The organism is Enterobacter cloacae complex sp.6700776 (assembly GCF_048284255.1).
In the GTDB taxonomy this organism is placed as follows: Bacteria; Pseudomonadota; Gammaproteobacteria; order Enterobacterales; family Enterobacteriaceae; genus Enterobacter; species Enterobacter intestinihominis.
This window is the reverse complement of record NZ_JBLVYK010000001.1, coordinates 1-22,775: the sequence shown is the minus strand read 5'-3', so window position 1 is coordinate 22,775 and position 22,775 is coordinate 1. Positions and strand designations below refer to the sequence as shown.

The following is a 22,775-nucleotide window of genomic DNA, read 5'->3' as shown; positions in this document are numbered from 1 at the left end:
CAAGCACCGCGCCGCCGGGGAAACAGGAGCCTTACCGTGTTTTCGAACGCATAGCCGCCTGATGTCCGGCAAGCGTACCAAAAATAATGATATCTGCCACCGCATTACCACCGATGCGGTTACCGCCGTGGATACCCCCGACAACCTCACCCGCAGCAAACGCTCCCGGTAATACGTTGTGGTTGCTGTCCAGCACGCAGGTTTCTGTATTGATGGTCACACCGCCCATGGTGTGGTGCACGCCCGGCGCAATCTGAATGGCATAGAACGGCCCTTCGTTGATAGGCGCACGCAGCGCGGTGGTGCGGCCAAAATCATCGTCATGCTGTTTTTCCACAAAGCCGTTGTAGCGTTCCAGCGTTGCCAGGAACTGGTGGTGATCCATCCCCAGCGCTTCCGCCAGGGCTTTTGGCGAGCTGGCGCTGGTGACAAACCCTTTCGCGATGTACTCATCCGCGGCTTTGTTTTTGGCGCGAACATGCTCGTCAAAGACGATGTAAGCGTATTTCTCCGGCAGCGCGATGATTTGCGCCGAAACTTTGTCGCGGGTCGACATTTCGTTATAGAAGCGGTTGCCCTGCTGGTTTACCAGAATCGCCCCGCCGCCGCGGATGGATTCGGAAATCAGGTACGACGTTTTCTGCTCAACGGTTGGGTGGATCTGGATTTCGCCCATATCGACGGTGCCTGCGCCAATACGCTCCAGCAGTGCGATACCGCCGCCGGTTGCGCCTTTGTGGTTAGTCGTCACGAACCCTTCCAGGTCCGGACGGTATTTCACCACCATCTGGCTGTTGGCGCTGAAGCCGCCCGTCGCGACAATTACGCTTTTGGTTGCCACGGTGAGGGTTTCGTTCTCTTCGGTGGTCAGACGCACGCCGGTCACTTCGCCGTTTTCGAAGATGATGTCGCTCACGGAGGTATCCAGCATCACCTCGATGTTGCGTTTGTTGACATTGCGCACCAGGCCGCTAATCAGATATCCGCCCACCGCGGAACCGTCTTTCGGACGGTGCGTACGGTCGATGCTCATCCCGCCGGTGGTGGTGATGTCGTTCAGCATAATGCCGCGCGTTGCCAGCCATTCGATGGCCTGCGGCGCGTTCTCGACAAAGCGACGCAGCAGTTCAGGGTTGTTCTTATTGCCACCGCCTTTCAGGCTTTCCTGGTAGAACAGCTCTTTGCTGTCCTGAATGCCCTTCACGCGCTGGAAGCGGGTCTCAGCCGCGTTCATCCCGGCAGAGGCTTTAATGGTGTTCCCGCCAATAGTCGGCATTTTCTCAACGATCAGCACGCTCGCGCCTTCGTCGTGCGCCTGAATCGCCGCCGCCAGACCGGCACCGCCGCTGCCGACCACCACCACGTCCACGCTTTTAGCCTCATTCGGGTCAGCGCCCTCTTCTGCCGCCAGCGCTTTGCTGGATTTCAGCATCGCCTTCGAGACCGCTTTTTTCACCGCCTCGCTCTGGCTGGTTGCGCCGGTGATAGCATCCACGTGCGGGGTATTGGCATCCAGAATACGGGTACGGATCTCTTCGAAGCTGGTGACAAACTCGACGTCTTCACTCGGGCCGGAGGCCAGTTCGATATCGGCGATGCGGTCGGTTTCGAGGCTGACGTTAATCACCAGTTCGTTAGCATCGTCCTGCACTTTTTCAATAAAGGTGCCCGGTTTGAATTTAGATTCGCCCATGCTCATGTCGCGGATCATCGCTTCCACCAGCGAGAAGCGCCACAGCGGTTCCGGGATGCTCAGTTCTTCGCGTCGGGTACTGTCCATAAACAGCTCCAGGCTTTCGCCCGCCGCGATGCGATCGGTCCAGTCCGGATAGGCGATGGTGGCGCGGCCAACGGCAATCAGGTCGTAACCGTGATCCAGCGCTTCATTCACATCCGTGGCATTCACCACGCCGCCAACGCCCATCACCGGTACCTGCGCCAGCGTGTCAGAGCGCATGGCGCAGTATTTTTCGATAAGTGGCGTCGGGTCCTGAGTATCGACGATAGAAGGACGCAGGGCGGCGCCAAGGGAGAAGTGCAGATAATCCACCCCACGAGCGGCCAGTTTTTCCAGCAGATACAGGGTGTCTTCGAAGCGAATGCCGGGGACTTCCAGCTCTTCCGGTGAGAAGCGGTAGCCAACGATGAACGCGTCGTCCGCATACTGGCGCACCATCTTGTGGGTAATGTCCAGCACCGCCAGCGGGAATTTCGCGCGGTTATCGCGGCTGCCACCCCACTCGTCGTCGCGCTGATTAGAGTTCGGGGAGTAGAACTGCTGGATCAGATAGGTATTCGCCCCGTGGATTTCGACGCCATCGAAGCCGGCCTGAATTGCGCGGCGTACGGCTTCGCCGAACTTGCCGATCATGCCTTCCACTTCTTCTGAAGTCAGAGCAACCGGCGTCGCGGCACCGTCACGCGGCGCGGCAACCGCGCTTGGGCCAACCGGCGTGCGGCCGCCGATCAGTTTTGGGTCGACCATACGGCCGCCGTGGTAAATTTGCAGAAGGGCTTTGGAACCTTTGGACTTAATGGCGTCAGCGATTTTTGCCAGTCCGGCGATTTTTTCGTCGTTATCAATACCAATTGCGCCCGGGAACGCAAGGCCGAGATCGTCAACAAAACAGCATTCAACGATAATGGTGCCGATGCTGCCAGCGCGGGCGCGGTAGTACTCCACCAGCTCGCTGGTCACGGTGCCATCGAAATACCCCGTACAGGTTGTCATCGGGGCCATTAACAAACGGTTTTTCAGTTCAGTACCATTCGGTAATGTGAAGGGGCTTAAAATACGTTCGTTAGTGCTCATAATAGAAACTCCAAACTTTAAAAATTAAGAATTCGTTATCGGTATGGATTTTTTATTTCGTGTTTTTGCCGATGTCATGACATTAATATAAAGCTTTTTTTAGTTTCTAAAGTCATTACGTTAGTTAATAAACTATTTAATCCCTGCGATAACATTAATAACACATTGGTGTTAGCGTGAATGTTTTATACGTTCACATTAATTTAAAAAAAGTTAAATCGACAATGGTAAAGCCAATACACCAAGCACATCAAAAACCCTTTAAAATCAAAACTTAAAACACAACCCAAATTAATAATGTTATAAAATTGATAAATAAAATGCTTAAAAATAGCGAATAACCACACTACTCAGAGTGGTTATTATAAAAAGTATAAAATTACGTCCTCAATTCTGTTTTTTTGATCGCGATCAATAGTAATGGCATCCAAAGGCGCAATATAAAAACATCATCATTTTTTATTTAGCGCAAACAATAATGCGTTAAATCGCTATTACTGAAAACACAAAAACGCACCTTAAATAACTAAAAAAAGCAAAACGAATAAAGCAATCGAATTTGTGTTTTCGCTGTACGACGAATTTTTGACAACTTAAGACGTGAAACTATGAAAACAAAAACTGCTGTAACGCCTCCTGCGGCGAATCTGGCATCAAATGGAACAGCAAAACGCCTGCTGATGATGGCCCTGCCCGTCATTGTCGCCGTCCTGCTGTTGTTTGTCCCCGTTCCGGAAGGTCTGCCGCCTTATGCGTGGCACTACTTCGCCATCTTTGTTGGCGTCATCGTCGGGTTGATTTTCGAACCTCTGCCGGGCGCCGTAATCGGCCTCACCGGCGTGGTGGCGATTGCGCTGTGCAGCCAGTGGGTGCTCTTTAGCCCCGAACAGCTGGCTGACCCGAAATTCAAGCTGGCGGGCGCCTCCTTTAAATGGGCGGTGAGCGGGTTTGGTAACTCCACCGTGTGGCTGATCTTCGGTGCCTTTATGTTTGCCGCAGGCTACGACAAAACCCGCTTCGGCCGCCGTCTGGCGCTGATTCTGGTGAAGTACCTGGGCCGTCGCAGCCTGACGCTCGGTTACGCCATTACCTTCGCGGACCTGCTGCTGGCCCCGTTCACCCCGTCCAACACCGCGCGCAGCGGCGGAACCATCTACCCGATTATCGCTAACCTGCCGCCGTTGTACGGTTCAAAACCCAACGACCCAAGCGCGCGCAAAATCGGTTCCTATCTGATGTGGGTGGCAATCACCGCGGCTTGTATCACCAGCTCGATGTTCCTTTCCGCTCTGGCACCTAACCTGCTGGCACTGGCGCTGGTGAAAAGCACCGTTGGAATTGATATCTCTTGGGGGACCTGGTTCCTCGCCTTCCTGCCGCTGGGTATCTTGCTGATCCTGACCATGCCGCTGCTGGCCTACTGGTTCTACCCGCCAGAAGTGAAGGTAAACAATGAAGTACCACTGTGGGCGACCCGCGAACTGGAAAAACTGGGCAAACTGTCGCGCAATGAGATCCTGCTGCTGGTATTCGTGTGCTGCGCGCTGCTGATGTGGATCTTCGCCGCGGCGTGGATTGAACCGGCCATGGCTGCCCTGCTGATCGTTGGCCTGATGCTGTGGACCGGCGTGCTGGAGTGGAACGACATCACCGGCAACAAAGCCGCGTGGAATACCTTCGTCTGGTTCGCCACCCTGGTGGCACTGGCGGATGGTCTCTCCTCCACCGGCTTTATCAGCTGGCTGGGTAAAGAAGGCGGCATGCTGATGAGCGGTATCTCTCCGGGTGTGGCCACCATCGTCCTGCTGCTGGCGTTCTACCTGCTGCACTACCTGTTTGCCAGCACCACCGCGCACACTACCGCGCTACTGCCAGCGATGCTGACGATTGCCTCCACCATTCCGGGCATGAATATGGAAGTGTTCGTCCTGCTGATGGTGACCTCGCTGGGCGTGATGGGGATCATCACCCCGTACGGTACTGGCCCAAGCCCGATTTACTACGGTAGCGGCTACCTGCCAACCAAAGACTACTGGCGCCTCGGCACCATCTTCGGTGCCATTTTCCTGGCAGCTCTGCTGCTGATTGGTTACCCGTGGATGTCCATGATGTTCTGATTTCTGACCGCCGGACATTTCCTCCGGCGGTTAAATTTTTGTGGAGCAAGCTATGTCAAACAAACCCTTTATCTACCAGAACCCCTTCCCACTCGCGCATGACGACACCGAATATTATCTGCTGACCAAAGAGCACGTTTCCGTTGCCGAGTTCGACGGTCAGGAAGTCCTGAAAGTCGAACCAGAGGCGTTGACCCTGCTGGCCCAGCAGGCCTTCCACGACGCAGCGTTTATGCTGCGCACCTCTCACCAGAAGCAGGTTGCGGCTATTCTGAGCGACCCGGAAGCCAGCGAGAACGATAAGTACGTCGCCCTGCAATTCCTGCGCAACTCCGAGATTGCGGCGAAAGGCGTGCTGCCGACCTGCCAGGATACCGGCACCGCGATTATTATGGGTAAGAAAGGCCAGCGCGTCTGGACCGGCGGCGGTGACGAAGCCGCGCTGAGCCAGGGCGTGTATAACACCTATATTGAAGACAACCTGCGCTACTCGCAGAATGCGGCGCTGGATATGTATAAAGAGGTGAATACTGGCACCAACCTGCCCGCGCAGATCGACCTCTACAGCGTGGATGGTGACGAGTACAAATTCCTGTGCATGGCGAAAGGCGGCGGTTCCGCCAACAAAACTTATCTGTATCAGGAAACCAAAGCGCTGATCACCCCGGCGAAGCTGAAAAATTATCTGGTTGAGAAGATGCGGACCCTCGGCACCGCGGCCTGCCCGCCTTACCATATCGCCTTCGTTATCGGCGGCACCTCAGCGGAAGCCACGCTGAAAACCGTCAAGCTCGCCTCTGCGCGCTACTATGATGGCCTGCCAACCGAAGGCAACGCGCACGGCCAGGCGTTCCGCGACGTCCAGCTCGAGCAGGAACTGCTTCAGGAAGCGCAAAACCTCGGCCTTGGCGCGCAGTTTGGCGGGAAATACTTCGCCCACGATATTCGCGTGATCCGTCTGCCGCGCCACGGTGCCTCCTGCCCGATCGGCATGGGTGTTTCGTGCTCCGCCGACCGCAACATCAAGGCGAAAATCAACCGCAACGGGATCTGGATTGAGAAGCTGGAGCACAATCCGGGCCAGTATATTCCTGAATCCCTGCGCCAGCAGGGAGAAGGCGACGTAGTAAGCATTGATCTGAACAAGCCGATGCCCGATATTCTGGCGCAGCTTTCCGCGCACCCGGTCTCCACCCGCCTGTCGCTGAATGGCACCATTATTGTGGCGCGCGACATCGCCCATGCGAAGCTGAAAGAGCTGCTCGATAACGGCGAAGCCCTGCCGCAGTACGTCAAAGATCACCCGATTTACTATGCAGGCCCGGCCAAAACGCCAGAAGGCTACGCGTCTGGCTCCTTAGGTCCAACCACCGCCGGGCGTATGGACTCCTACGTGGACTTATTGCAATCCCACGGTGCGAGCATGATCATGCTGGCGAAAGGTAACCGCAGCCAGCAGGTGACGGACGCCTGCCATAAGCACGGCGGCTTCTACCTCGGCAGCATTGGCGGCCCGGCGGCGGTGCTGGCGCAAAACAGCATCAAGAGTCTGGAGTGCGTGGCGTATCCGGAACTGGGAATGGAAGCGATCTGGAAAATTGAAGTGGAGAACTTCCCGGCGTTTATCCTGGTGGATGACAAAGGCAACGATTTCTTCCAGCAGATCCAGAACAAGCAGTGCAAAGGCTGTTCACAGCGCTGAGTCTTTCCACAATGACGGCAGCAGCGACAGCGTTTCATTAATTAACTCGCGCTTATCGCTGCCCGGTTTCCAGATCGTCACCATCGTTTGACCGATCCCCTGGCTGCCCACTTCGGTGGGCAGCCTTTTTACATTTTTCCACTGCGTTGCGTGAAGATGGGTCGGCAAAAACCCCCAGCCGCAGCCCTGCTCCAGCAGGCCGCGCAGCATCTCCAGTTCGTTAGTGAAAAGCGTGTGCCCTGAAATTTGCAGGCGACGGGCAACCGGCTCGTCTGACGCGGCATGCATAATCACCTGCGGAACCAGAGAGAGATCGAGCAGCGACACCGGCGACGCAACCTCCGCAAAAAGCGTCGTTGCGGCGTAAAAATCCATTTCGATCGCCCCCAGCGCCCGCCACTCCATCTCATTGCCCACGCTGCGGTTGCGCGCCTGGCAGATCCCCAGATCGGCCTGACCGTTCGCCAGCATGGCTTCCGCCTCATCGCGCGATGCGCTGGTCAGGCTCAGGCGGATCTTTTTCGCCGCCAGTGTGGCAATCAGCGCCTGTAAAAAAGCTCTGGGGGTGAACGGATCGTAAACGAGGGCAATGTCCTGCGTGGCGCTGTCGGGCACCGATCGGGCAAACGCCTCAAATGCTTTGACCTGCCGCATCAGCAGGTGCGCCTGCCGCTGAAGCTGCTCCCCCTCCGGCGTCAGGCGCAGGCTGCGCCCCTCCCGCAGGAACAGAGCGTAGCCCAGCCCATCCTCAAGAAAATCGATCAGATCCCGCAAGGTTGTACGATCTTTGCCGAGTTTACTGGCCGCCTTCATCAGGCTGCCGTGCTCAGCGACGGCGGTGAAGGCCTCAAGTTGGGCAAAGGAATAGATCAGTGATGCCACGTCATTCTCCACGCGATTTTTCCGGGGGATTTTCCCCCATAACGCGTTTTTTATTATAGGCCGCAGGTTCTTAAACTGAAGTCCTTCCTGAGCCAAACGAGATAAATATGAAAATCAAAACAAACCGCACGCTGCTCGCGGCGCTGGTTGTCAGCAGCCTGCTCTCGCCCGCCGTCATGGCGGCCTGCAACGGTACCGACCTTACGACCTGTCCGGCGCCTTTCGATGCCAGACTCCCGGACGCACATACCATGCTCACCTGGAGCCAGGCCGATCGCGTGGTGGGCTTTCGCAATGACTACCGCAACTACGCGGGCGATGTGTTCCGCCACGGCAACGCAACGCCGCTGCTGCCCGCAGAAAAACCGCTCACCGATGCCCGCTATCAGGTGAAGGGTAAGATTTACAATCTTCAGGATTACCTGAAGCGCCAGAACGTCAGCGGCATGCTGGTGCTGAAAAATGGCAAAGTGGCCTATAAATACCTGGGAGAAGGCAATACCAACTCAACGCTCTGGACGTCGCGTTCCGTGGGCAAATCGGTGGTTTCCGCGCTGGTGGGCGTTGCGATAAAAGAGGGTAAAATCCACTCCCTGGACGACCTCATCACCCAGTACGAACCGGATTTAAAAGGCACCGCCTGGGAGGGCGTAACGCTAAAACAGCTCATCACCCACACCTCGGGCGTGGCGTGGAACGAAGATTACACTAACCCGCAGTCAGACTTCGCCCGGCTTACCGAATGCGAAGCGAAACCGGGCACCTACGACTGCGTGCGCACACTGGTGAAAGGATTACACCGTGAACACCCGGCGGGTGAAAACTGGTCCTATTCCTCGGGTGGCGCCTGGCTGTTAGGCGATGTGCTTGAGCGCGCCACCGGCATGACGCTCGCGGCGTATCTGGAGAAAAGCATCTGGCAGCCGTACGGTATGGCGAGCGACGGCGTGTGGCATGCCTACAGCAAAGGCCAGCACGACGTGGGTGCGCATGGATTTAACGCCACGCTGGAAGACTGGGGGCGTTTCGGGGAGTTTATACTGCATAACGGTACACTGCCGGACGGAAAGCAGATCCTCCCCGAGGGCTGGGTGAAGCAGTCCTCAGCCTGGACACAGGCCAAAGGATCGGTGTCCGCCGCGCATCCGAAAGGCTTGTACGGCTACCAGTGGTGGAACAACGAAGTGCCGGCCACCGCCACAAACGTGGAGCCGAAAGTCGAAAATTCGCTGAAGGATTCCCTGTGGGCGCTGGGTATTTTTGGTCAGATGATCATGGTTAATCAGAAAGAAAAACTGGTTATCGTCCAGTGGTCCACCTGGCCGCAGGCAGAGCCGTCATTCAGCGCCCAGCCGCTGGAAGCGTCGCTGATGTTTAGCGCGATTGCCAACGCGCTGCGCTGATAATCCCAAGCCAGGCTCCGCCTGGCTTCTCACCTGCGCGGTGTCACAAAACTGATATATCAGCAACTTAGCGAAATGTGGTAAATAAAAGATCACCGAAATGTTAAGTTATTGTTGAATATGTAAATACTGGTCAACGCTTTGTCATTAATGCACCATACGCATCAGTCCATGCGCGATTTGCGCTTATCAATTTCCACTTCCTGATCCAGTTTTCAGAAACAGACGAGCATAACGTCACTATAAAACTGGAGATAATCATGGTTTCCTCAACCTCACCTGCAACGGTTCGTTCGAAAGCGGGCGCGATTTTCCGCGTCACGTCGGGCAACTTTCTTGAGCAATTCGACTTCTTTCTGTTCGGCTTTTATGCCACCTACATCGCCCACACGTTCTTCCCGGCAAGCAGTGAATTTGCGTCACTGATGATGACCTTCGCCGTCTTTGGCGCGGGCTTTCTGATGCGTCCGATCGGGGCCATTGTGCTGGGGGCTTACATTGATAAAGTGGGCCGCCGTAAAGGGCTGATCGTCACCCTGTCGATTATGGCCGCCGGAACCTTTCTGATTGTGCTGATCCCTTCTTATCAGAGCATTGGCCTTTGGGCGCCGCTACTGGTGCTGACTGGCCGCCTGTTGCAGGGCTTTTCGGCAGGCGCCGAGCTGGGCGGGGTTTCGGTTTATCTGGTGGAGATCGCCACGCCGGGCCGCAAGGGTTTCTACACCAGCTGGCAGTCGGGTAGCCAGCAGGTCGCCATTATGATCGCGGCGGCGATGGGCTTTGCGCTGAATATGGTGCTGGAAGAGAGTGCCATTCGCGAATGGGGGTGGCGTATTCCGTTCCTGTTTGGCTGTCTGATTGTGCCGTTCATCTTTTTCCTGCGCCGCAAGCTCGAAGAGACCGAGGAATTCAGCGCCCGTCGCCACCACCTGGCGATGCGTCAGGTCTTCACAACGCTGCTCGCCAACTGGCCAGTAGTCATCGCGGGCATGCTGATGGTAGCGATGACCACCACCGCGTTTTACCTGATCACCGTTTACGCGCCGACCTTCGGTAAAAAAGTCCTGATGCTCAGCGCCTCGGACAGTCTTTTGGTCACGCTGCTGGTAGCCATTTCTAACTTCATCTGGCTACCGATAGGCGGTGCGTTGTCGGACCGCTTCGGACGCAAACCGGTGCTGATCGCCATGACGCTGCTGGCGCTGGCGACCAGCTATCCGGCACTGACGATGCTGGCGGCAGCCCCGAGTTTCTCAATGATGCTGACCGTGCTGCTGTGGCTCTCTTTCCTCTACGGCCTGTATAACGGCGCGATGATCCCGGCCCTGACGGAGATCATGCCAGCAGAGGTGCGTGTGGCGGGCTTCTCGCTGGCTTATAGCCTGGCAACGGCGGTCTTTGGCGGTTTCACGCCGGTGATTTCTACCGCCTTAATTGAGTACACCGGCGATAAAGCCTCACCGGGGTACTGGATGAGCTTTGCCGCCGTTTGCGCCCTGCTGGCAACGCTTTATCTCTATCGTCGTCGCACGTTAATTCTGCAAACCGCCGTTAAGGAGTGATCCCTCATGCTTACATTCAGAACGGTGATTGCCGCCCTGACCTTCGCCACCCTCAGCGCGGGCGCGCTTGCGCAGGATGTAACGGTGATGATTTCTGGCGGCTTCAAAGCGGCGCTGGAGAAGCTGGCGCCGCAGTACGAAGCGCAAAGCGGCGACAGGCTCATTGTGGTCTCCGGCCCGTCGATGGGCAAAACAACGCAGGCCATTCCGGCCCGGCTCGCCCGGGGCGAAAAAGCGGACGTGGTGATTATGGTGGGCGATGCGCTGGCGAAACTGGAACAGGATCGCAGGACGGCGGCGGGCTCCCGCGTGGAGCTGGCGGATTCGCCCGTCGGGATGGTCGTCAAAGCGGGCGCGCCGGTGCCGGATATCAGTACGGTACCCGCCCTGCGGCAAACGCTGCTGAAGGCGCATTCCATGGCTTATTCCGACAGCGCCAGCGGCCGGTATGTTGAGAGCCAGTTGTTCCGTAAGCTGGGCATCGACGGCCAGGTCCAAAATAAAGCGCACCGGGTTGAGCGCATCCCGGTGGCGTCTGAAGTGGCAAAAGGGAAATACGATCTCGGCTTTCAGCAGGTGAGCGAGCTTCTGCCGGTCCCGGGCGTGACGTTTGTGGGTAAGTTGCCTGACGACATACAGTACATTACCCGTTTCGCCGGAGCCGTAACGCAGAAGGCCGACCATCCTGAGCAGGGAAAAGCGCTGCTGGCCTTTCTCTCCTCGCCACAGGCGGCCAGCGTCATTACGGCAACGGGCTTAACGCCCGTCAGTGCACCTCGCGATACTGCTCGGTGATCAGCGTTTCGAGTTCGGCAGCAATGTAGGACTGGATCCGCCCGCGGCGGCGAATCAACCCCACGGTTCGCCTGACCTCTGGCTCGGTTAAAGGCACCGACGTCAGCAGCGAATGCTCTGCGCGGGGCATTGACATGGCGGGAACGGCCGCAATGCCGATCCCGGCTTCAACCATCCCGAGCATAGTCGTCACGTGCCGCGTTTCGCAGATGCTGGGGCGCTCAGGCCGAATATGTCCGACCCGCTGGTCGAGAAGATTGCGGTTGCCGGAGGTCTTATCCAGACCGATATAATCCTGCTGATAAAAAGCCTGCCACGTCAGGCTTTTTCTTTTTGCAAGCGGGCTGTCTCGTCGGCAGGCGGCCACGTAGACGTCCTCCACCAGCGGGACAAACTCGATATCGGGCTGTAAACTCCGGGCAAAGCAGATACCAAAATCCGCCTGTCCGCGGGTGACGGCCTCGATAACATTTCCGGCGCTGCTGTCGATAAGTTTAATGCGCACGCGGGGGTAACGAGACTGAAAGCGGCGGATCACATCCGGCATAAAGTAACAGGCGGCTGACGGCACCGTCGCCACGGTGATTAATCCCGTGCGCTCCTCGCTGGCCTTATCGATATCCGAAAGCATGGACTCCACGTCGACAAGCAGTTGCCCGCACCGGTCGGCAAAGGTCTGTCCATACAGGGTCAGCGTGACGCGCCGGGTAGTTCTGTCGAACAGTTTTGTCCCCAGTGCCGCCTCCAGCTTTTCAATTCTGCGACTCAACGCCGACTGGGAAAGGCAAATAGACTCCGCCGCAAGACGGAAATTGCCGTATTCCAGTAAAGCGCGAAAGGCGTAGAGATCGTTGAGGTCAAAATTGACGGGCATACTGACGGGATCCTTAAGCACGGTAGGGTAAGAAGAGATTTATCATAGCCGCGTACGACATACTTCACAAAATGAAGGGGATACCCCTAAAGCGCTATCAACCTGACGGCACATAGTGATAGTTTATGCGGGCTGGATTCCTCTTAAACAGGCTGCCAGTCTGCATGCCGCCGAAGAGGAGTGTCATACTGCTTAACAGAGTATGTTGGCATGCTAACAGCCCCTGACCTTTCCATTTTGTTCACGTGCGAGTAACGAGCAAAGCGATGATTAAGTGGCCCTGGAAAACGAACGAAGCTGGTCGAAATATGGCGCTGCCCTGGGATGAGGCTCTGGCGATCCCCGTGCTGGCGAATCTCTTGCCTGAAGAGCAATCAAAGCTGATTCAGCTGGCCGAGCGTTTTTTACAGCAAAAACGGCTGGTGCCGCTACAGGGCTTCGAACTGGATCCGCTTAAAAATTCGCGCATCGCCCTGCTCTTCTGCTTACCGGTACTGGAGCTGGGTATCGAATGGCTGGATGGCTTCCACGAAGTGCTGATCTACCCGGCGCCGTTTATCGTCGATGATGAGTGGGAGGATGACATCGGGCTGGTGCACAACCAGCGTATGGTGCAGTCCGGGCAGAGCTGGCAGCAAGGGCCGATCATCCTCAACTGGCTGGATATTCAGGACTCGTTCGATGCCTCGGGCTTCAACCTGATCATTCACGAAGTAGCGCATAAGCTGGATACCCGCAACGGCGATCGCGCCAGCGGCGTGCCGCTGATCCCGCTGCGTGAAGTCGCGGGATGGGAGCACGACCTGCACGCGGCGATGGAAAACATTCAGGATGAGATAGACCTGGTGGGTGAAAGCGCGGCCAGCATTGATGCCTATGCCGCGACCGATCCCGCCGAGTGCTTCGCGGTGCTGTCCGAGTATTTCTTTAGCGCACCTGAGCTTTTCGCCCCACGCTTCCCGGCGCTGTGGCAGCGTTTCTGCCAGTTTTACCAGCAGGATCCGCTCCAGCGTCTGCGGCAAAGTGAGGACGCAGCCAGCACCTCCTCTCATCCGTTCCACTAATGTTCAGCAGGGGTACGATCGGTCGATCGTACCCACACGCTCACCGCGAGAAACAGCAGCGCCATTCCCCATGCGGCAGTAATCAAAAACTGCTCACCGTAAAAGCGCGTCACCACGGGTACCAGCAGCGCACTGGCCCCGTACCCCAGCGTATGGCTGGTGGCGATCACCCCTGCCCCTTTGCCCGTCGTCAGCCGATCGTTGAGCAAAAGCTGGTATCCCGGCGTGGCCATGGCGGCACCCAGCGAGGTGATGACAATGCCCACGTAGAACAGGGCTAAACTGGCGAGACACATCAGCCCAAGCCCCGCCACCATCAAGACCGCGGCAATTAAGAGTAAAACCCTCGGGCTAAAATGCTGCGGGCGTACCACCAGAAACTGCGCCGCCAGGGTCGCCAGCGCGGCCAGGCTCAGCAGCAGGGCGACATGATGGCTGATTTGCACGGCATCGCCATTAAATAACGGATGAAGATGCGGCGATAAACCAAGCTGCATCAGGCTGACCAACGCCGCCAGCAGCAGCGCCAGCAGCAGGAAAGGCATCATAGAGGCCTGTAACCGCGTCGACTGGTGCGCCACCGGCGGCAGCGGGGGATCGGCGGCTTCGCGCAGCACCAGAAGCAGCGCGATAAACGGCGCCAGCGCCATCAGCCAGAGCGGTGCGACCGGGCTGACGCTGAGCATCAGCGCGGCCAGAGGCGGTCCCAGCAGACGCCCGCAGCTAAGGCCAGAGCTTATCGTTGCCAGCGCCGCCATTCTTTTATCCAGCCCCGCGCGTTGAATGGCCCACGTCTGGGCCGCAGGCACCAGCCCCGATACCGTCAGGCCGTACAGCATGCGCGACAGAACCAGGCCCGCCATTCCCCAGAGGGCATTCAGCGCGCCGTTGGCCATCGCCCAGACCACCAGCGCCATCAGGACGAAGCTCGCCAGATAGCCGCCTAACGAGGCCAGCATCACGACCTTACAGCCGTGCCGCTCGCTCTGGCGTCCCCACCAGGGCGATGCGGGTAAAAAGAGCATCGAGCCGAACATCAGCAGCCCGGCCCAGACGGAGAGCGACAGTCCGGTCAGGGAGACCAGCTGCGGCAGCATGACCAGCAAACCGTTTTGTCCGATACCCAATAAACCGGCGCTCAGTGCAAGGGGCCAGTTTGCCTTCGGGGCCATATTGTCAGTGATGTTCTCAGTACAGGTGCGCATAGAATTGTGAAGATAATGTCAATAAATGTGTGGAAATTATGAAGTTTATGAAAACAAATATTGCAAAAATAGTTGCGGCTGTAAACAGAATGAATATCATAACGAGAATTATTATCAGTCATGGAATGAGGTACATCTATGCGTGCTCTGCCCCGCTCCGCCGGTACAGATGTTGCGGCCCAGTGTTTTTTGAACGCGCTGCTGCGCGAAACGAAGGACTGGCACTATCTTCCCGCAACCCGTGCGGATGAGTTATCGCAGATACATATCCCGCTCTCCCCAACCCAGGCCATCCGGGTTCCGGTACGCTATTTCTCCCCCACGCAGCATCACCAGTATTGTTTCCCGGCCACGCTGATTCAGGCCGACAGCGACGGCGGTGACACGGTCACATTCCATCAACTGATTGATTTCATTCTTGAAAAACAGACAGTAAAAGGCGCTCTGGACGCCGATACGCTGGCGCGCTTTAAGCAGCGCGTCCTGGAGAGCCATACGCACACCTGGCAGGCCATTGATTTACGCCACAACTGGGCAAACCTGCGCGATAAGCCGCTGACCTTTGCCGAAGCGGAACAGGCGCTGCTGGTCGGCCATGCTTTTCATCCTGCCCCAAAATCGCACGAGCCGTTTAACGAGGCCGAGGCGCGCCGCTATCTGCCGGATTTCGCCTCGCGCTTCCCGCTGCGCTGGTTTGCGGTTGAGCATGAACTGATTGCCGGGGACAGTCTGAACGTCTCCCTGCGTGAACGTCTGCTGCGCTTCGCGGCCCAGAGTGCGCCGGATCTTCTCGGCTACTTCACCGACACCCGTTGGCTGCTGCCGATGCATCCGTGGCAGGCTGCCTATTTGCTGGAGCAACCGTGGTGCCAGCGTCTGGTTGAAAAAGGCGCCCTGCGGGATCTTGGCGAGGCGGGCGCACAGTGGCTGCCTACCAGCTCTTCCCGCTCGCTGTACAGCGAAACCAATAGCGACATGATTAAGTTTTCCCTCAGCGTGCGGCTGACCAACTCCGTGCGCACGCTGTCGGTCAAAGAAGTTAAGCGCGGCATGCGCCTGGCGCGGCTGGCGAAAACGGCACGCTGGCAGGAACTCCAGGCGCGCTACCCGACCATGCGCGTGATGCAGGAAGACGGCTGGGCCGGGCTGCGCGATGAAAGCGGCGTCATTCAGGAAGAGAGCCTGATGGCCCTGCGCGTCAACCTGCTGTTTGATACGCCAGATACCCAAACCAACGTGCTGGTGAGCCTGACCCAGGCGGCACCGGACGGCGGCGACAGCCTGCTGGCGGCGGCGGTGCGTCGTCTGAGCCAGCGTCTGGATCTCCCGCTCGCTCAGGCCGCCCGCTGCTGGCTGGACGCCTACTGCGACCGCGTATTGCTTCCGCTGTTCAGCGCCGAGGCGGACTACGGTCTGGTCCTGCTGGCGCACCAGCAAAATATCCTCGTTGAGATGCAGCAGGATTTCCCCGTTGGGCTGATCTACCGCGATTGTCAGGGCAGCGCCTGGACCGAAGGGGCCGACGCGTGGCTGAAAGAGGCAGGCGAAACCGAGGTGGAAAACCGCTTCGGTGAGAGCCAGCTGCTGCGCTACTTCCCTTATTACCTGCTGCTGAACTCTACCCTTGCCGTCACCGCCGCGCTCGCCGCTGCCGGCTTCGACAGCGAAGAGAACCTGATGCCCCGCGTGCGTGACGCGCTGGCCAAACTGCGCATGAAGGCGAAGCAGACCCGCTGCCTTGATTATGTGCTCGACAGCCCGACCTGGAACTGCAAAGGCAACTTCTTCTGCTACCTGCACGATCGCAACGAAAACACCATCGTCGATCCGGCGGTGATCTATTTCGACTTTAGCAACCCGTTTTATAAGGAGAAGGCGTGATGGCAAACGCGAACATCGTCCATTCCGGCTACGGCTTTCGCTGTACGGCCACGGAACAAAACCTGCCGCTGACGCTGGGTCTTGACGGCAGCGCGGTCCTTGCGCGTCTGGCCGGGCTCCCGGACGGCTGGCTGGTGGACGCCCTCGACCAGCTGTTTGTAGCCTCCCCCGCCCTGACCGGCATTACCCTGCCGTGGGCCGCCTGGCAGGATGAACCTCAGGCGCAGGCGCTGTTTAGCCTCGCAAACGGGGATTATCTGGCGCGCGAAATATTCTGGCAGCTGCCGCTGTGGCTGAAAGGCGAACGTCCGCAGGCGAGCGGCGGAATGCAGTTTGATGAAAGCCGTCAGCTGTACTTCCCGCTGCGCCCTCATCGTCCGCAGGGCGAAGTGTATCGCCGTTACGATCCGCAGATTAAGCGCACCCTGAGCTTCCGCGTGGCGGACGTGGCGCTGGACGGCGAGCGTTTTACCCGCTGGATGAACACCCCACGCGTGAACGCCTTCTGGGAGATGGCGGGCCCGCAGGCCGAGCAGGAAAACTACCTGCGCCGTCAGCTCGACTCGACCTATTGCTACCCGGTGATCGGCTGCTTTGACGACCAGCCGTTCGGCTATTTTGAACTTTACTGGGCGGCGGAAGACCGCATTGGCCGCCACTATCGCTGGCAGCCCTATGATCGCGGACTGCACATGCTGGTGGGCGAAGAGAACTGGCGCGGGGCGCAGTATATCCGCAGCTGGCTGCGTGGCCTCAGCCACTATCTGTATCTCGATGAACCGCGTACGGCGCGCATTGTGGCGGAACCGCGCTTCGACAACCAGCGTCTGTTCCGCCATCTGGCGTCTGCCGGTTTCGACACGGTGAAAGAGTTCGACTTCCCGCACAAACGCTCCCGTCTCATCATGAGCGAGCGTCACCGCTTCTTCCATGAGGTGGAACTGTGAACGCGCTCTGGCAGAAAGTGAACCGCGAGATGGTGGCGAAGATCCTCGCTGAACTGGAATATGAACGCACCCTGCGCGCCGAGCCGGTTTCGGCGGACTACTGGCGCATCAGTACGGGCAACGCGACCTGGCAGTTTAGCGCCACGCGTGGGATCTGGGGCTGGCTGCATATTGATCCTGATACCCTGACCACCGCCAGCGGCGCGGCGGTCGAAGCGGAAAACGCGCTGCTGCAACTGGCCACCGTGCTGGAGATGAGCGACGCGCAAACGGCGGAGCACATGGAAGATCTCTACGCCACGCTGCGGGGCGACATGCAGCTGTTGCAGGCGCGTGACACGCTGGATGCCGATGCGCTGATCCACCTCGACCCGGACGAACTACAGTGCCTTATGCGCGGTCACCCGAAGTTTATTTTCAACAAGGGACGCCGCGGCTGGGGGCTGGATGCCCTGCGCCTTTACGCGCCGGAATATCGCGGGCGTTTTCGTCTGTACTGGGTCGCCGTGCAACGCGATCGTCTGGTCTGGAGCAGTGACGCCGATTGCGATATCAACACCCTGCTCGCCAGCGCCATGGACGATGCCGAGCGCAACCGATTCGACGCCCGCTGGCAGGAACTGGATCTGGACGACAGCTGGCTGCCGGTGCCGCTGCATCCGTGGCAGTGGCAGCAAAAAATTGCCATTCATTTCCTGGCACAGCTCGCGCGCGGTGAGATGGTGGAGCTGGGAGAGTTCGGCGATGAGTATCTGGCGCAGCAGTCCCTGCGCACGCTGACCAACGCCAGCCGTCGCGCGCCGTATGACATCAAGCTGCCGCTGACCATCTACAACACTTCCTGCTACCGCGGTATTCCGGGCAAGTATATTGCCGCCGGTCCGCTGGCCTCGCGCTGGCTACAGCAGCAGTTCGCCAGCGATGCCACGCTGATTCACTCCGGGGCGCAGGTGCTTGGCGAACCCGCAGCCGGATATCTGTCGCATCCGGGTTATGCCGCATTGCCTGAGGCGCCGTACCGCTATCAGGAGATGCTGGGGGTGATCTGGCGCGAGAACCCATCCTGCTATTTACAGGATGGCGAACAGGCGGTGCTGATGGCCGCGCTGATGGAAACCGATAACGACGGGCGCCCGCTGATTGACGCATGGATCAAACGCTCGGGGTTAACCGCAGACGCATGGCTGGAAAAGCTGTTTGAGGCGACGGTGATCCCCTTCTATCACCTGCTCTGCCGCTACGGGGTGGCGCTCATCGCCCACGGCCAGAACGTCACGCTGGTGATGAAAGATTACGTTCCACAGCGCATTCTGCTGAAGGATTTCCAGGGCGACATGCGCCTGGTGGACGAGGATTTCCCGCAGGCGCAGAGCCTGCCGGAGCAGGTAAAAGCCGTCACCGCACGCCTCAGTGCGGATTACATCATCCACGACCTGCAAACCGGCAACTTTGTCACGGTGCTGCGCTTTATTTCCCGTCTCACCCTGCAATGCGGCGTGAGCGAAACCCGCTTCTATCTGATCCTGGCGCAGGTGTTACGTCGCTATATGGCCGCCCATCCGGATCTTGCGGCGCGCTTCGCGAAGTTCGACCTGTTTAAGCCGCAGATTATTCGCGTGATCCTCAACCCGGTCAAACTGACCTTCTCTGAACACGATGGCGGCAACCGCATGCTGCCGAACTACGTCTGCGATCTTGATAACCCTCTTTTTCTGGTCTCCCAGGAGTCAGCGCAATGAAAACCTATGATTTCATCGGCATTGGTATCGGTCCGTTCAACCTCAGTATTGCCGCGCTGGCAGAGGGGCTGGACGGTTTTAGCTCGCTGTTTCTTGAACGCAAGCCGCACTTCTCCTGGCACCCGGGAATGATGGTACCGGACTGCCACATGCAGACCAGCTTCCTGAAGGATCTGGTCAGCGCCGTGGAGCCAACCAACCGCCACAGCTTCCTGAACTACCTGGTACAGCGCAAAAAGTTCTACCGTTTCCTCACTACCGAGCAGCGCACTGTCTCGCGCGAGGAGTTTGCCGACTACCTGTGCTGGGCGGCGGATAACCTGACTAATCTGGCCTTCAGCCAGCAGGTGCAGCAGGTCAGCTTTGATGAGCAAAACGGTCTGTTTGAGGTCGTGACCCAGCGGGATCGCTTCCTGGCGCGCCACGTCTGCGTGGGGATTGGGAAGCAGATCAATCTGCCTGACTGCGTTACCGCGCAGGACGACACCTGCTTCCATGCCAGCGAAATGATGCTGCGCACGCCGGATTTAGCAGGCAAGCGCGTCACCGTCGTCGGCGGCGGCCAGAGCGGTGCGGATCTGTTTTTGAATATCTTCCGTGGGGAATGGGGCCAGCCGCTGAGCCTCAACTGGATCTCGCGTCGCAACAACTACAACGCGCTGGATGAAGCCGCGTTTGCTAACGAGTATTTCACGCCGGAGTATGTGGACAGCTTCTCCACCCTCGGTGACGACGCCCGTCGCCAGATGTTGCAGGAGCAGAAGATGACCTCCGACGGGATCACCACGGAGTCGCTGCTGGCCATCTATCGTGCTATGTATCACCGCTTCGAAGTGCTGCGGGAAAAACCCTGGGCGCACCTGATGCCGTCCCGCTCGGTGACGGCGCTGACGCGCCAGGAGAACGGGCAGCGCCTCAGCATCCAGCATCACCTGGACGGCGGGCGCGAACAGCTTGAAAGCGATGTGGTGATTTTCGCCACCGGCTACCGCGCCGTACAGCCCGCGTTTCTCGCCCCGCTCTCTTCCCGACTGCGTCTGGATGAGGATGAAGCCTTCTGCATCAACAACGATTTTACCCTTGAATGGGACGGCCCGCAGAGCAACCGCCTGTTTGCCGTCAATGCCGGGATGCACCGTCTCGGTATTGCCGAACCCCAGCTCAGCCTGATGGCCTGGCGCGCGGCGCGAATTCTGAATCGCGCTCACGATGACGAGCCGTTTGAACTGGCAATCACCCCCGGCGTGATCCACTGGCGGAGCACCACCAGCCCGGAGAGCAGCCAGGTTTTTAAATCATTAATGAAGACCACCGAGTACTGACACACACATTCAGGATCAACATAACAATGAAACGTTCTCATCTTTGGGTTTTAAATCCGTGCTTGCTTGCCATGCTTTCTACCTCTGCGTGGGCGGAAGAACAAAAGGAAGAAGATATTGTGGTTTCTGCCAGCCGGGCACATCGCAGCGTGGCAGAGATGGCGCAAACCACCTGGGTTATAGAGCGGGCGGAAATTGAGCAGCAGGTTCAGGGCGGGAAAGAGATTAAAGAGGTGCTGGCCCAGCTGATCCCCGGCATGGACGTCAGCAGCCAGGGACGTACCAACTACGGCATGAACCTGCGCGGTCGCTCCATGATGGTAATGGTGGACGGCGTACGTCTGAACTCGTCCCGCAGCGACAGCCGCCAGCTCGACTCTATCGATCCGTTCAACATTGACCGTATCGAAGTCATTTCCGGCGCCACCTCGCTGTACGGCGGCGGCAGTACCGGCGGTCTGGTGAACATCGTCACCAAAAAAGGCCAGCCGGAGACCGAAGTGGAGTTCCAGACCGGGGCAAAAAGCGGGTTTAACAGCCATAACGACCATGATGAGAACGTCTCAGCAGCCGTGAGCGGCGGCAACGACAATGCCTCTGGACGTCTGTCGGTCTCCTATCAGCGCTACGGCGGCTGGTATGACGGCAACGGCGACGAGGTGATTATCGATAACACCCAGACCGGCTTGCAGTATTCCGACCGTATCGACGTGATGGGAACGGGCACCATCAACATCGACGATCATCAGCAGCTCCAGTTAACCACCCAGTACTACAAGAGCGAATCCGACGGCAAACACGGCCTGTTCCTCGGAGAGAATTTCGCTGCGGTCACGGGCGATGCCAAAGCCTATAACAAAGACAACCTGAACTCTGACCGTATCCCGGGCACAGAGCGTCACCTGATCAACCTGCAGTACTCGAACACCGACTTCTGGGGGCAGGATCTGGTTGCGCAGATTTACTACCGTGATGAGAGCCTGACCTACTACCCGTTCCCGACGCTGAGCAAAGGCGCGGTGACCAGCATTGGCGCGTCCCAGCAGAAAACCGATTTTTACGGCGGCAAGCTGACGCTGAACAGCAAGCCGATGGATGACCTGACCCTCACCTGGGGTGTGGATGCCGATCACGAAACGTTCGACGCTAACCAGCAGTTCTTCGACTTAAGCAAAGCGGCGGCGAGCGGCGGCATGGAGCTGGACAACGCCTACAACGTGGGCCGTTACCCGGGATACAGCATTACCAACCTCGCGCCGTTCCTGCAAGCCAGCTATGACATTGACGCTATCACCCTGAGCGGCGGCGTGCGCTACCAGTACACCGAAAACAAGGTGGACGATTTTGTCGGTTACGCCCAGCAGCAGGCAATCGCCACGGGCAAAGCCACCTCCGCTGACGCGGTGCCGGGCGGGAAAACCGACTACAACAACTTCCTGTTTAACGCCGGGATCCTTGGACGTCTGACCGAACAGCAACAGCTGTGGTTTAACTTCTCCCAGGGCTTCGAAATTCCGGACCTGGCGAAGTACTACGGCTCCGGCACCTATCAGCTGGTCGATGGTCACTATCGCCTGCAAAACAGCGTGAACGTGAACGACTCAACGCTGGACGGTATTAAGGTCAATGCTTACGAGCTGGGCTGGCGCTTCACCGGCGATAACCTGCGTACCCAGGTGGCGGCCTACTACTCGCTCTCGGATAAAACCATCACCATCAACAAGAGCGACATGACCATCAACCTGGAAGACGACAAACGTCGTATCTATGGGATTGAAGGCCAGGTGGATTATTTCTTCACCGACAGCGACTGGAGCACCGGGGCGAACTTTAACGCCATCAAGTCCGAAACGCGTGAAAACGGGAAATGGCAGAAGCTGACGGTCGACAGCGCCAGCCCGTCGAAAGCCAGCGCATGGGTGAACTGGGCGCCGGGCGACTGGGCCCTGCGCGTGCAGAGCACACAAACCTTCGACGTGTCTGACGCCGACGGTAAGAAGATCGATGGCTATAACACCGTTGATTTCCTGGGCAGCTACGCCCTGCCGGTGGGCAAAGTCAGCTTCAGCGTGGAGAACCTGCTGGACAAAGACTACACCACCGCCTGGGGCCAGCGCGCACCGGGGCTGTATAGTCCAACCTACGGTGCACCGGGTCTTTATACTTATAAAGGCCGTGGCCGTACGTTTGGTCTGAACTACTCCGTTCTGTTCTGATCCTGCGCGCCGCCTGTCTGCGGGCGGCGCGATTTGCTGTGCAATTTGAAAGCAAATTTGCTATTAAATCATCGGTTTGCTGAAATTGTCGGCAAACGAACAAAAACGGTGTTTTCCCCTTTGACAAGGCGCACTGAGGTCGATAATATGCGCCTCGTTCACACGATTCCTCTGTAGTTCAGTCGGTAGAACGGCGGACTGTTAATCCGTATGTCACTGGTTCGAGTCCAGTCAGAGGAGCCAAATTTGAAAAG

Annotated in this window: 15 protein-coding genes and 1 tRNA gene; 12 read left to right on the top strand and 4 right to left on the bottom strand. The window is 57.9% G+C overall.

What is annotated here, in order from left to right; translation table 11 throughout:
• Window positions 1-31: 31 nt before the first annotated feature.
• A complete protein-coding gene (locus tag ACNQ0T_RS00080) occupies window positions 32-2,812 on the bottom strand; it encodes a flavocytochrome c (RefSeq protein WP_417929325.1) in 2,781 nt (926 codons plus the stop codon).
• A 608-nt stretch (window positions 2,813-3,420) separates the two neighbouring features.
• Here ACNQ0T_RS00080 and ACNQ0T_RS00075 point away from each other — a divergent pair.
• Both ACNQ0T_RS00075 and fumA read left to right on the top strand, forming a co-directional pair.
• Window positions 3,421-4,929, top strand: a complete 1,509-nt coding sequence (locus ACNQ0T_RS00075) for an anion permease (RefSeq protein WP_072201094.1) — start codon at window positions 3,421-3,423, stop codon at window positions 4,927-4,929.
• A gap of 52 nt (window positions 4,930-4,981) precedes the next feature.
• Window positions 4,982-6,631 carry a class I fumarate hydratase FumA gene (gene fumA, locus ACNQ0T_RS00070; protein ID WP_180243001.1) on the top strand — a complete coding sequence of 550 codons (1,650 nt, stop codon included), beginning with the start codon at window positions 4,982-4,984 and terminating at the stop codon, window positions 6,629-6,631.
• On the opposite strand, the gene ACNQ0T_RS00065 is transcribed toward fumA, so the two are convergent.
• Window positions 6,620-7,525, bottom strand: a complete 906-nt coding sequence (locus tag ACNQ0T_RS00065) for a LysR family transcriptional regulator (RefSeq protein WP_417929323.1) — start codon at window positions 7,523-7,525, stop codon at window positions 6,620-6,622. The genes fumA and ACNQ0T_RS00065 overlap by 12 nt on opposite strands.
• Before the next feature lie 95 nt (window positions 7,526-7,620).
• Between ACNQ0T_RS00065 and ACNQ0T_RS00060 the strand changes: the two genes are divergently transcribed.
• From ACNQ0T_RS00060 to ACNQ0T_RS00050, 3 genes are all read left to right on the top strand, one after another.
• Window positions 7,621-8,916, top strand: coding sequence for a serine hydrolase domain-containing protein (locus ACNQ0T_RS00060; protein WP_126490204.1), 1,296 nt, complete (start codon window positions 7,621-7,623; stop codon window positions 8,914-8,916).
• A 260-nt stretch (window positions 8,917-9,176) separates the two neighbouring features.
• Window positions 9,177-10,478 carry an MFS transporter gene (locus ACNQ0T_RS00055; RefSeq protein WP_417929321.1) on the top strand — a complete coding sequence of 434 codons (1,302 nt, stop codon included), beginning with the start codon at window positions 9,177-9,179 and terminating at the stop codon, window positions 10,476-10,478.
• A gap of 6 nt (window positions 10,479-10,484) precedes the next feature.
• On the top strand, window positions 10,485-11,273 hold the full coding sequence (locus tag ACNQ0T_RS00050) for a substrate-binding domain-containing protein (RefSeq protein ID WP_045623401.1): 789 nt from the start codon (window positions 10,485-10,487) through the stop codon (window positions 11,271-11,273).
• Here ACNQ0T_RS00050 and ACNQ0T_RS00045 read toward each other — a convergent pair.
• Window positions 11,245-12,147 (bottom strand): LysR family transcriptional regulator, encoded by a 903-nt coding sequence (locus ACNQ0T_RS00045; protein WP_023300505.1) that lies wholly within the window; start codon window positions 12,145-12,147, stop codon window positions 11,245-11,247. The genes ACNQ0T_RS00050 and ACNQ0T_RS00045 overlap by 29 nt on opposite strands.
• A gap of 266 nt (window positions 12,148-12,413) precedes the next feature.
• Here ACNQ0T_RS00045 and mtfA point away from each other — a divergent pair, with 266 nt between their 5' ends.
• Window positions 12,414-13,211: a DgsA anti-repressor MtfA gene (gene mtfA / locus ACNQ0T_RS00040; RefSeq protein WP_022648578.1), complete on the top strand. Its 798-nt coding sequence runs from the start codon at window positions 12,414-12,416 to the stop codon at window positions 13,209-13,211.
• Here the strand turns inward: mtfA and ACNQ0T_RS00035 are convergent.
• On the bottom strand, window positions 13,208-14,416 hold the full coding sequence (locus tag ACNQ0T_RS00035; protein ID WP_126314994.1) for an MFS transporter: 1,209 nt from the start codon (window positions 14,414-14,416) through the stop codon (window positions 13,208-13,210). The two genes, mtfA and ACNQ0T_RS00035, sit on opposite strands and share 4 nt — an antisense overlap.
• Before the next feature lie 138 nt (window positions 14,417-14,554).
• On the opposite strand from ACNQ0T_RS00035, the gene ACNQ0T_RS00030 reads away from it, so the two are divergent.
• From ACNQ0T_RS00030 to ACNQ0T_RS00005, 6 genes are all read left to right on the top strand, one after another.
• On the top strand, window positions 14,555-16,297 hold the full coding sequence (locus ACNQ0T_RS00030; protein WP_126314995.1) for an IucA/IucC family protein: 1,743 nt from the start codon (window positions 14,555-14,557) through the stop codon (window positions 16,295-16,297).
• A complete protein-coding gene (locus ACNQ0T_RS00025) occupies window positions 16,297-17,244 on the top strand; it encodes a GNAT family N-acetyltransferase (protein ID WP_023306539.1) in 948 nt (315 codons plus the stop codon). The genes ACNQ0T_RS00030 and ACNQ0T_RS00025 overlap by 1 nt, the downstream gene beginning before the upstream one ends.
• Entirely contained in the window at window positions 17,241-18,983 is a 1,743-nt protein-coding gene (gene iucC, locus ACNQ0T_RS00020; RefSeq protein ID WP_126314996.1) for an IucA/IucC family protein, read from the top strand. The genes ACNQ0T_RS00025 and iucC overlap by 4 nt, the downstream gene beginning before the upstream one ends.
• Window positions 18,980-20,305 (top strand): lysine N(6)-hydroxylase/L-ornithine N(5)-oxygenase family protein, encoded by a 1,326-nt coding sequence (locus ACNQ0T_RS00015; RefSeq protein WP_417929319.1) that lies wholly within the window; start codon window positions 18,980-18,982, stop codon window positions 20,303-20,305. Before iucC ends, ACNQ0T_RS00015 begins: the two co-directional genes overlap by 4 nt.
• 26 nt (window positions 20,306-20,331) lie before the next feature.
• Window positions 20,332-22,521 carry a TonB-dependent siderophore receptor gene (locus ACNQ0T_RS00010; RefSeq protein WP_063162911.1) on the top strand — a complete coding sequence of 730 codons (2,190 nt, stop codon included), beginning with the start codon at window positions 20,332-20,334 and terminating at the stop codon, window positions 22,519-22,521.
• A 167-nt stretch (window positions 22,522-22,688) separates the two neighbouring features.
• Window positions 22,689-22,764 (top strand) — tRNA-Asn (locus ACNQ0T_RS00005).
• The last annotated feature ends 11 nt before the right edge of the window (window positions 22,765-22,775 follow it).

Coding starts and splice junctions, on each gene's coding strand:
- ACNQ0T_RS00035 (WP_126314994.1), bottom strand. CDS start 14,416: ATGCGCACCTGTACTGAGAACATCACTGACAATATGGCCCCGAAGGCA.
- ACNQ0T_RS00075 (WP_072201094.1), top strand. CDS start 3,421: ATGAAAACAAAAACTGCTGTAACGCCTCCTGCGGCGAATCTGGCATCA.
- ACNQ0T_RS00025 (WP_023306539.1), top strand. CDS start 16,297: ATGGCAAACGCGAACATCGTCCATTCCGGCTACGGCTTTCGCTGTACG.
- ACNQ0T_RS00030 (WP_126314995.1), top strand. CDS start 14,555: ATGCGTGCTCTGCCCCGCTCCGCCGGTACAGATGTTGCGGCCCAGTGT.
- ACNQ0T_RS00055 (WP_417929321.1), top strand. CDS start 9,177: ATGGTTTCCTCAACCTCACCTGCAACGGTTCGTTCGAAAGCGGGCGCG.
- ACNQ0T_RS00050 (WP_045623401.1), top strand. CDS start 10,485: ATGCTTACATTCAGAACGGTGATTGCCGCCCTGACCTTCGCCACCCTC.
- ACNQ0T_RS00060 (WP_126490204.1), top strand. CDS start 7,621: ATGAAAATCAAAACAAACCGCACGCTGCTCGCGGCGCTGGTTGTCAGC.
- mtfA (WP_022648578.1), top strand. CDS start 12,414: ATGATTAAGTGGCCCTGGAAAACGAACGAAGCTGGTCGAAATATGGCG.
- ACNQ0T_RS00015 (WP_417929319.1), top strand. CDS start 18,980: ATGAAAACCTATGATTTCATCGGCATTGGTATCGGTCCGTTCAACCTC.
- ACNQ0T_RS00010 (WP_063162911.1), top strand. CDS start 20,332: ATGAAACGTTCTCATCTTTGGGTTTTAAATCCGTGCTTGCTTGCCATG.
- fumA (WP_180243001.1), top strand. CDS start 4,982: ATGTCAAACAAACCCTTTATCTACCAGAACCCCTTCCCACTCGCGCAT.
- ACNQ0T_RS00080 (WP_417929325.1), bottom strand. CDS start 2,812: ATGAGCACTAACGAACGTATTTTAAGCCCCTTCACATTACCGAATGGT.
- ACNQ0T_RS00045 (WP_023300505.1), bottom strand. CDS start 12,147: ATGCCCGTCAATTTTGACCTCAACGATCTCTACGCCTTTCGCGCTTTA.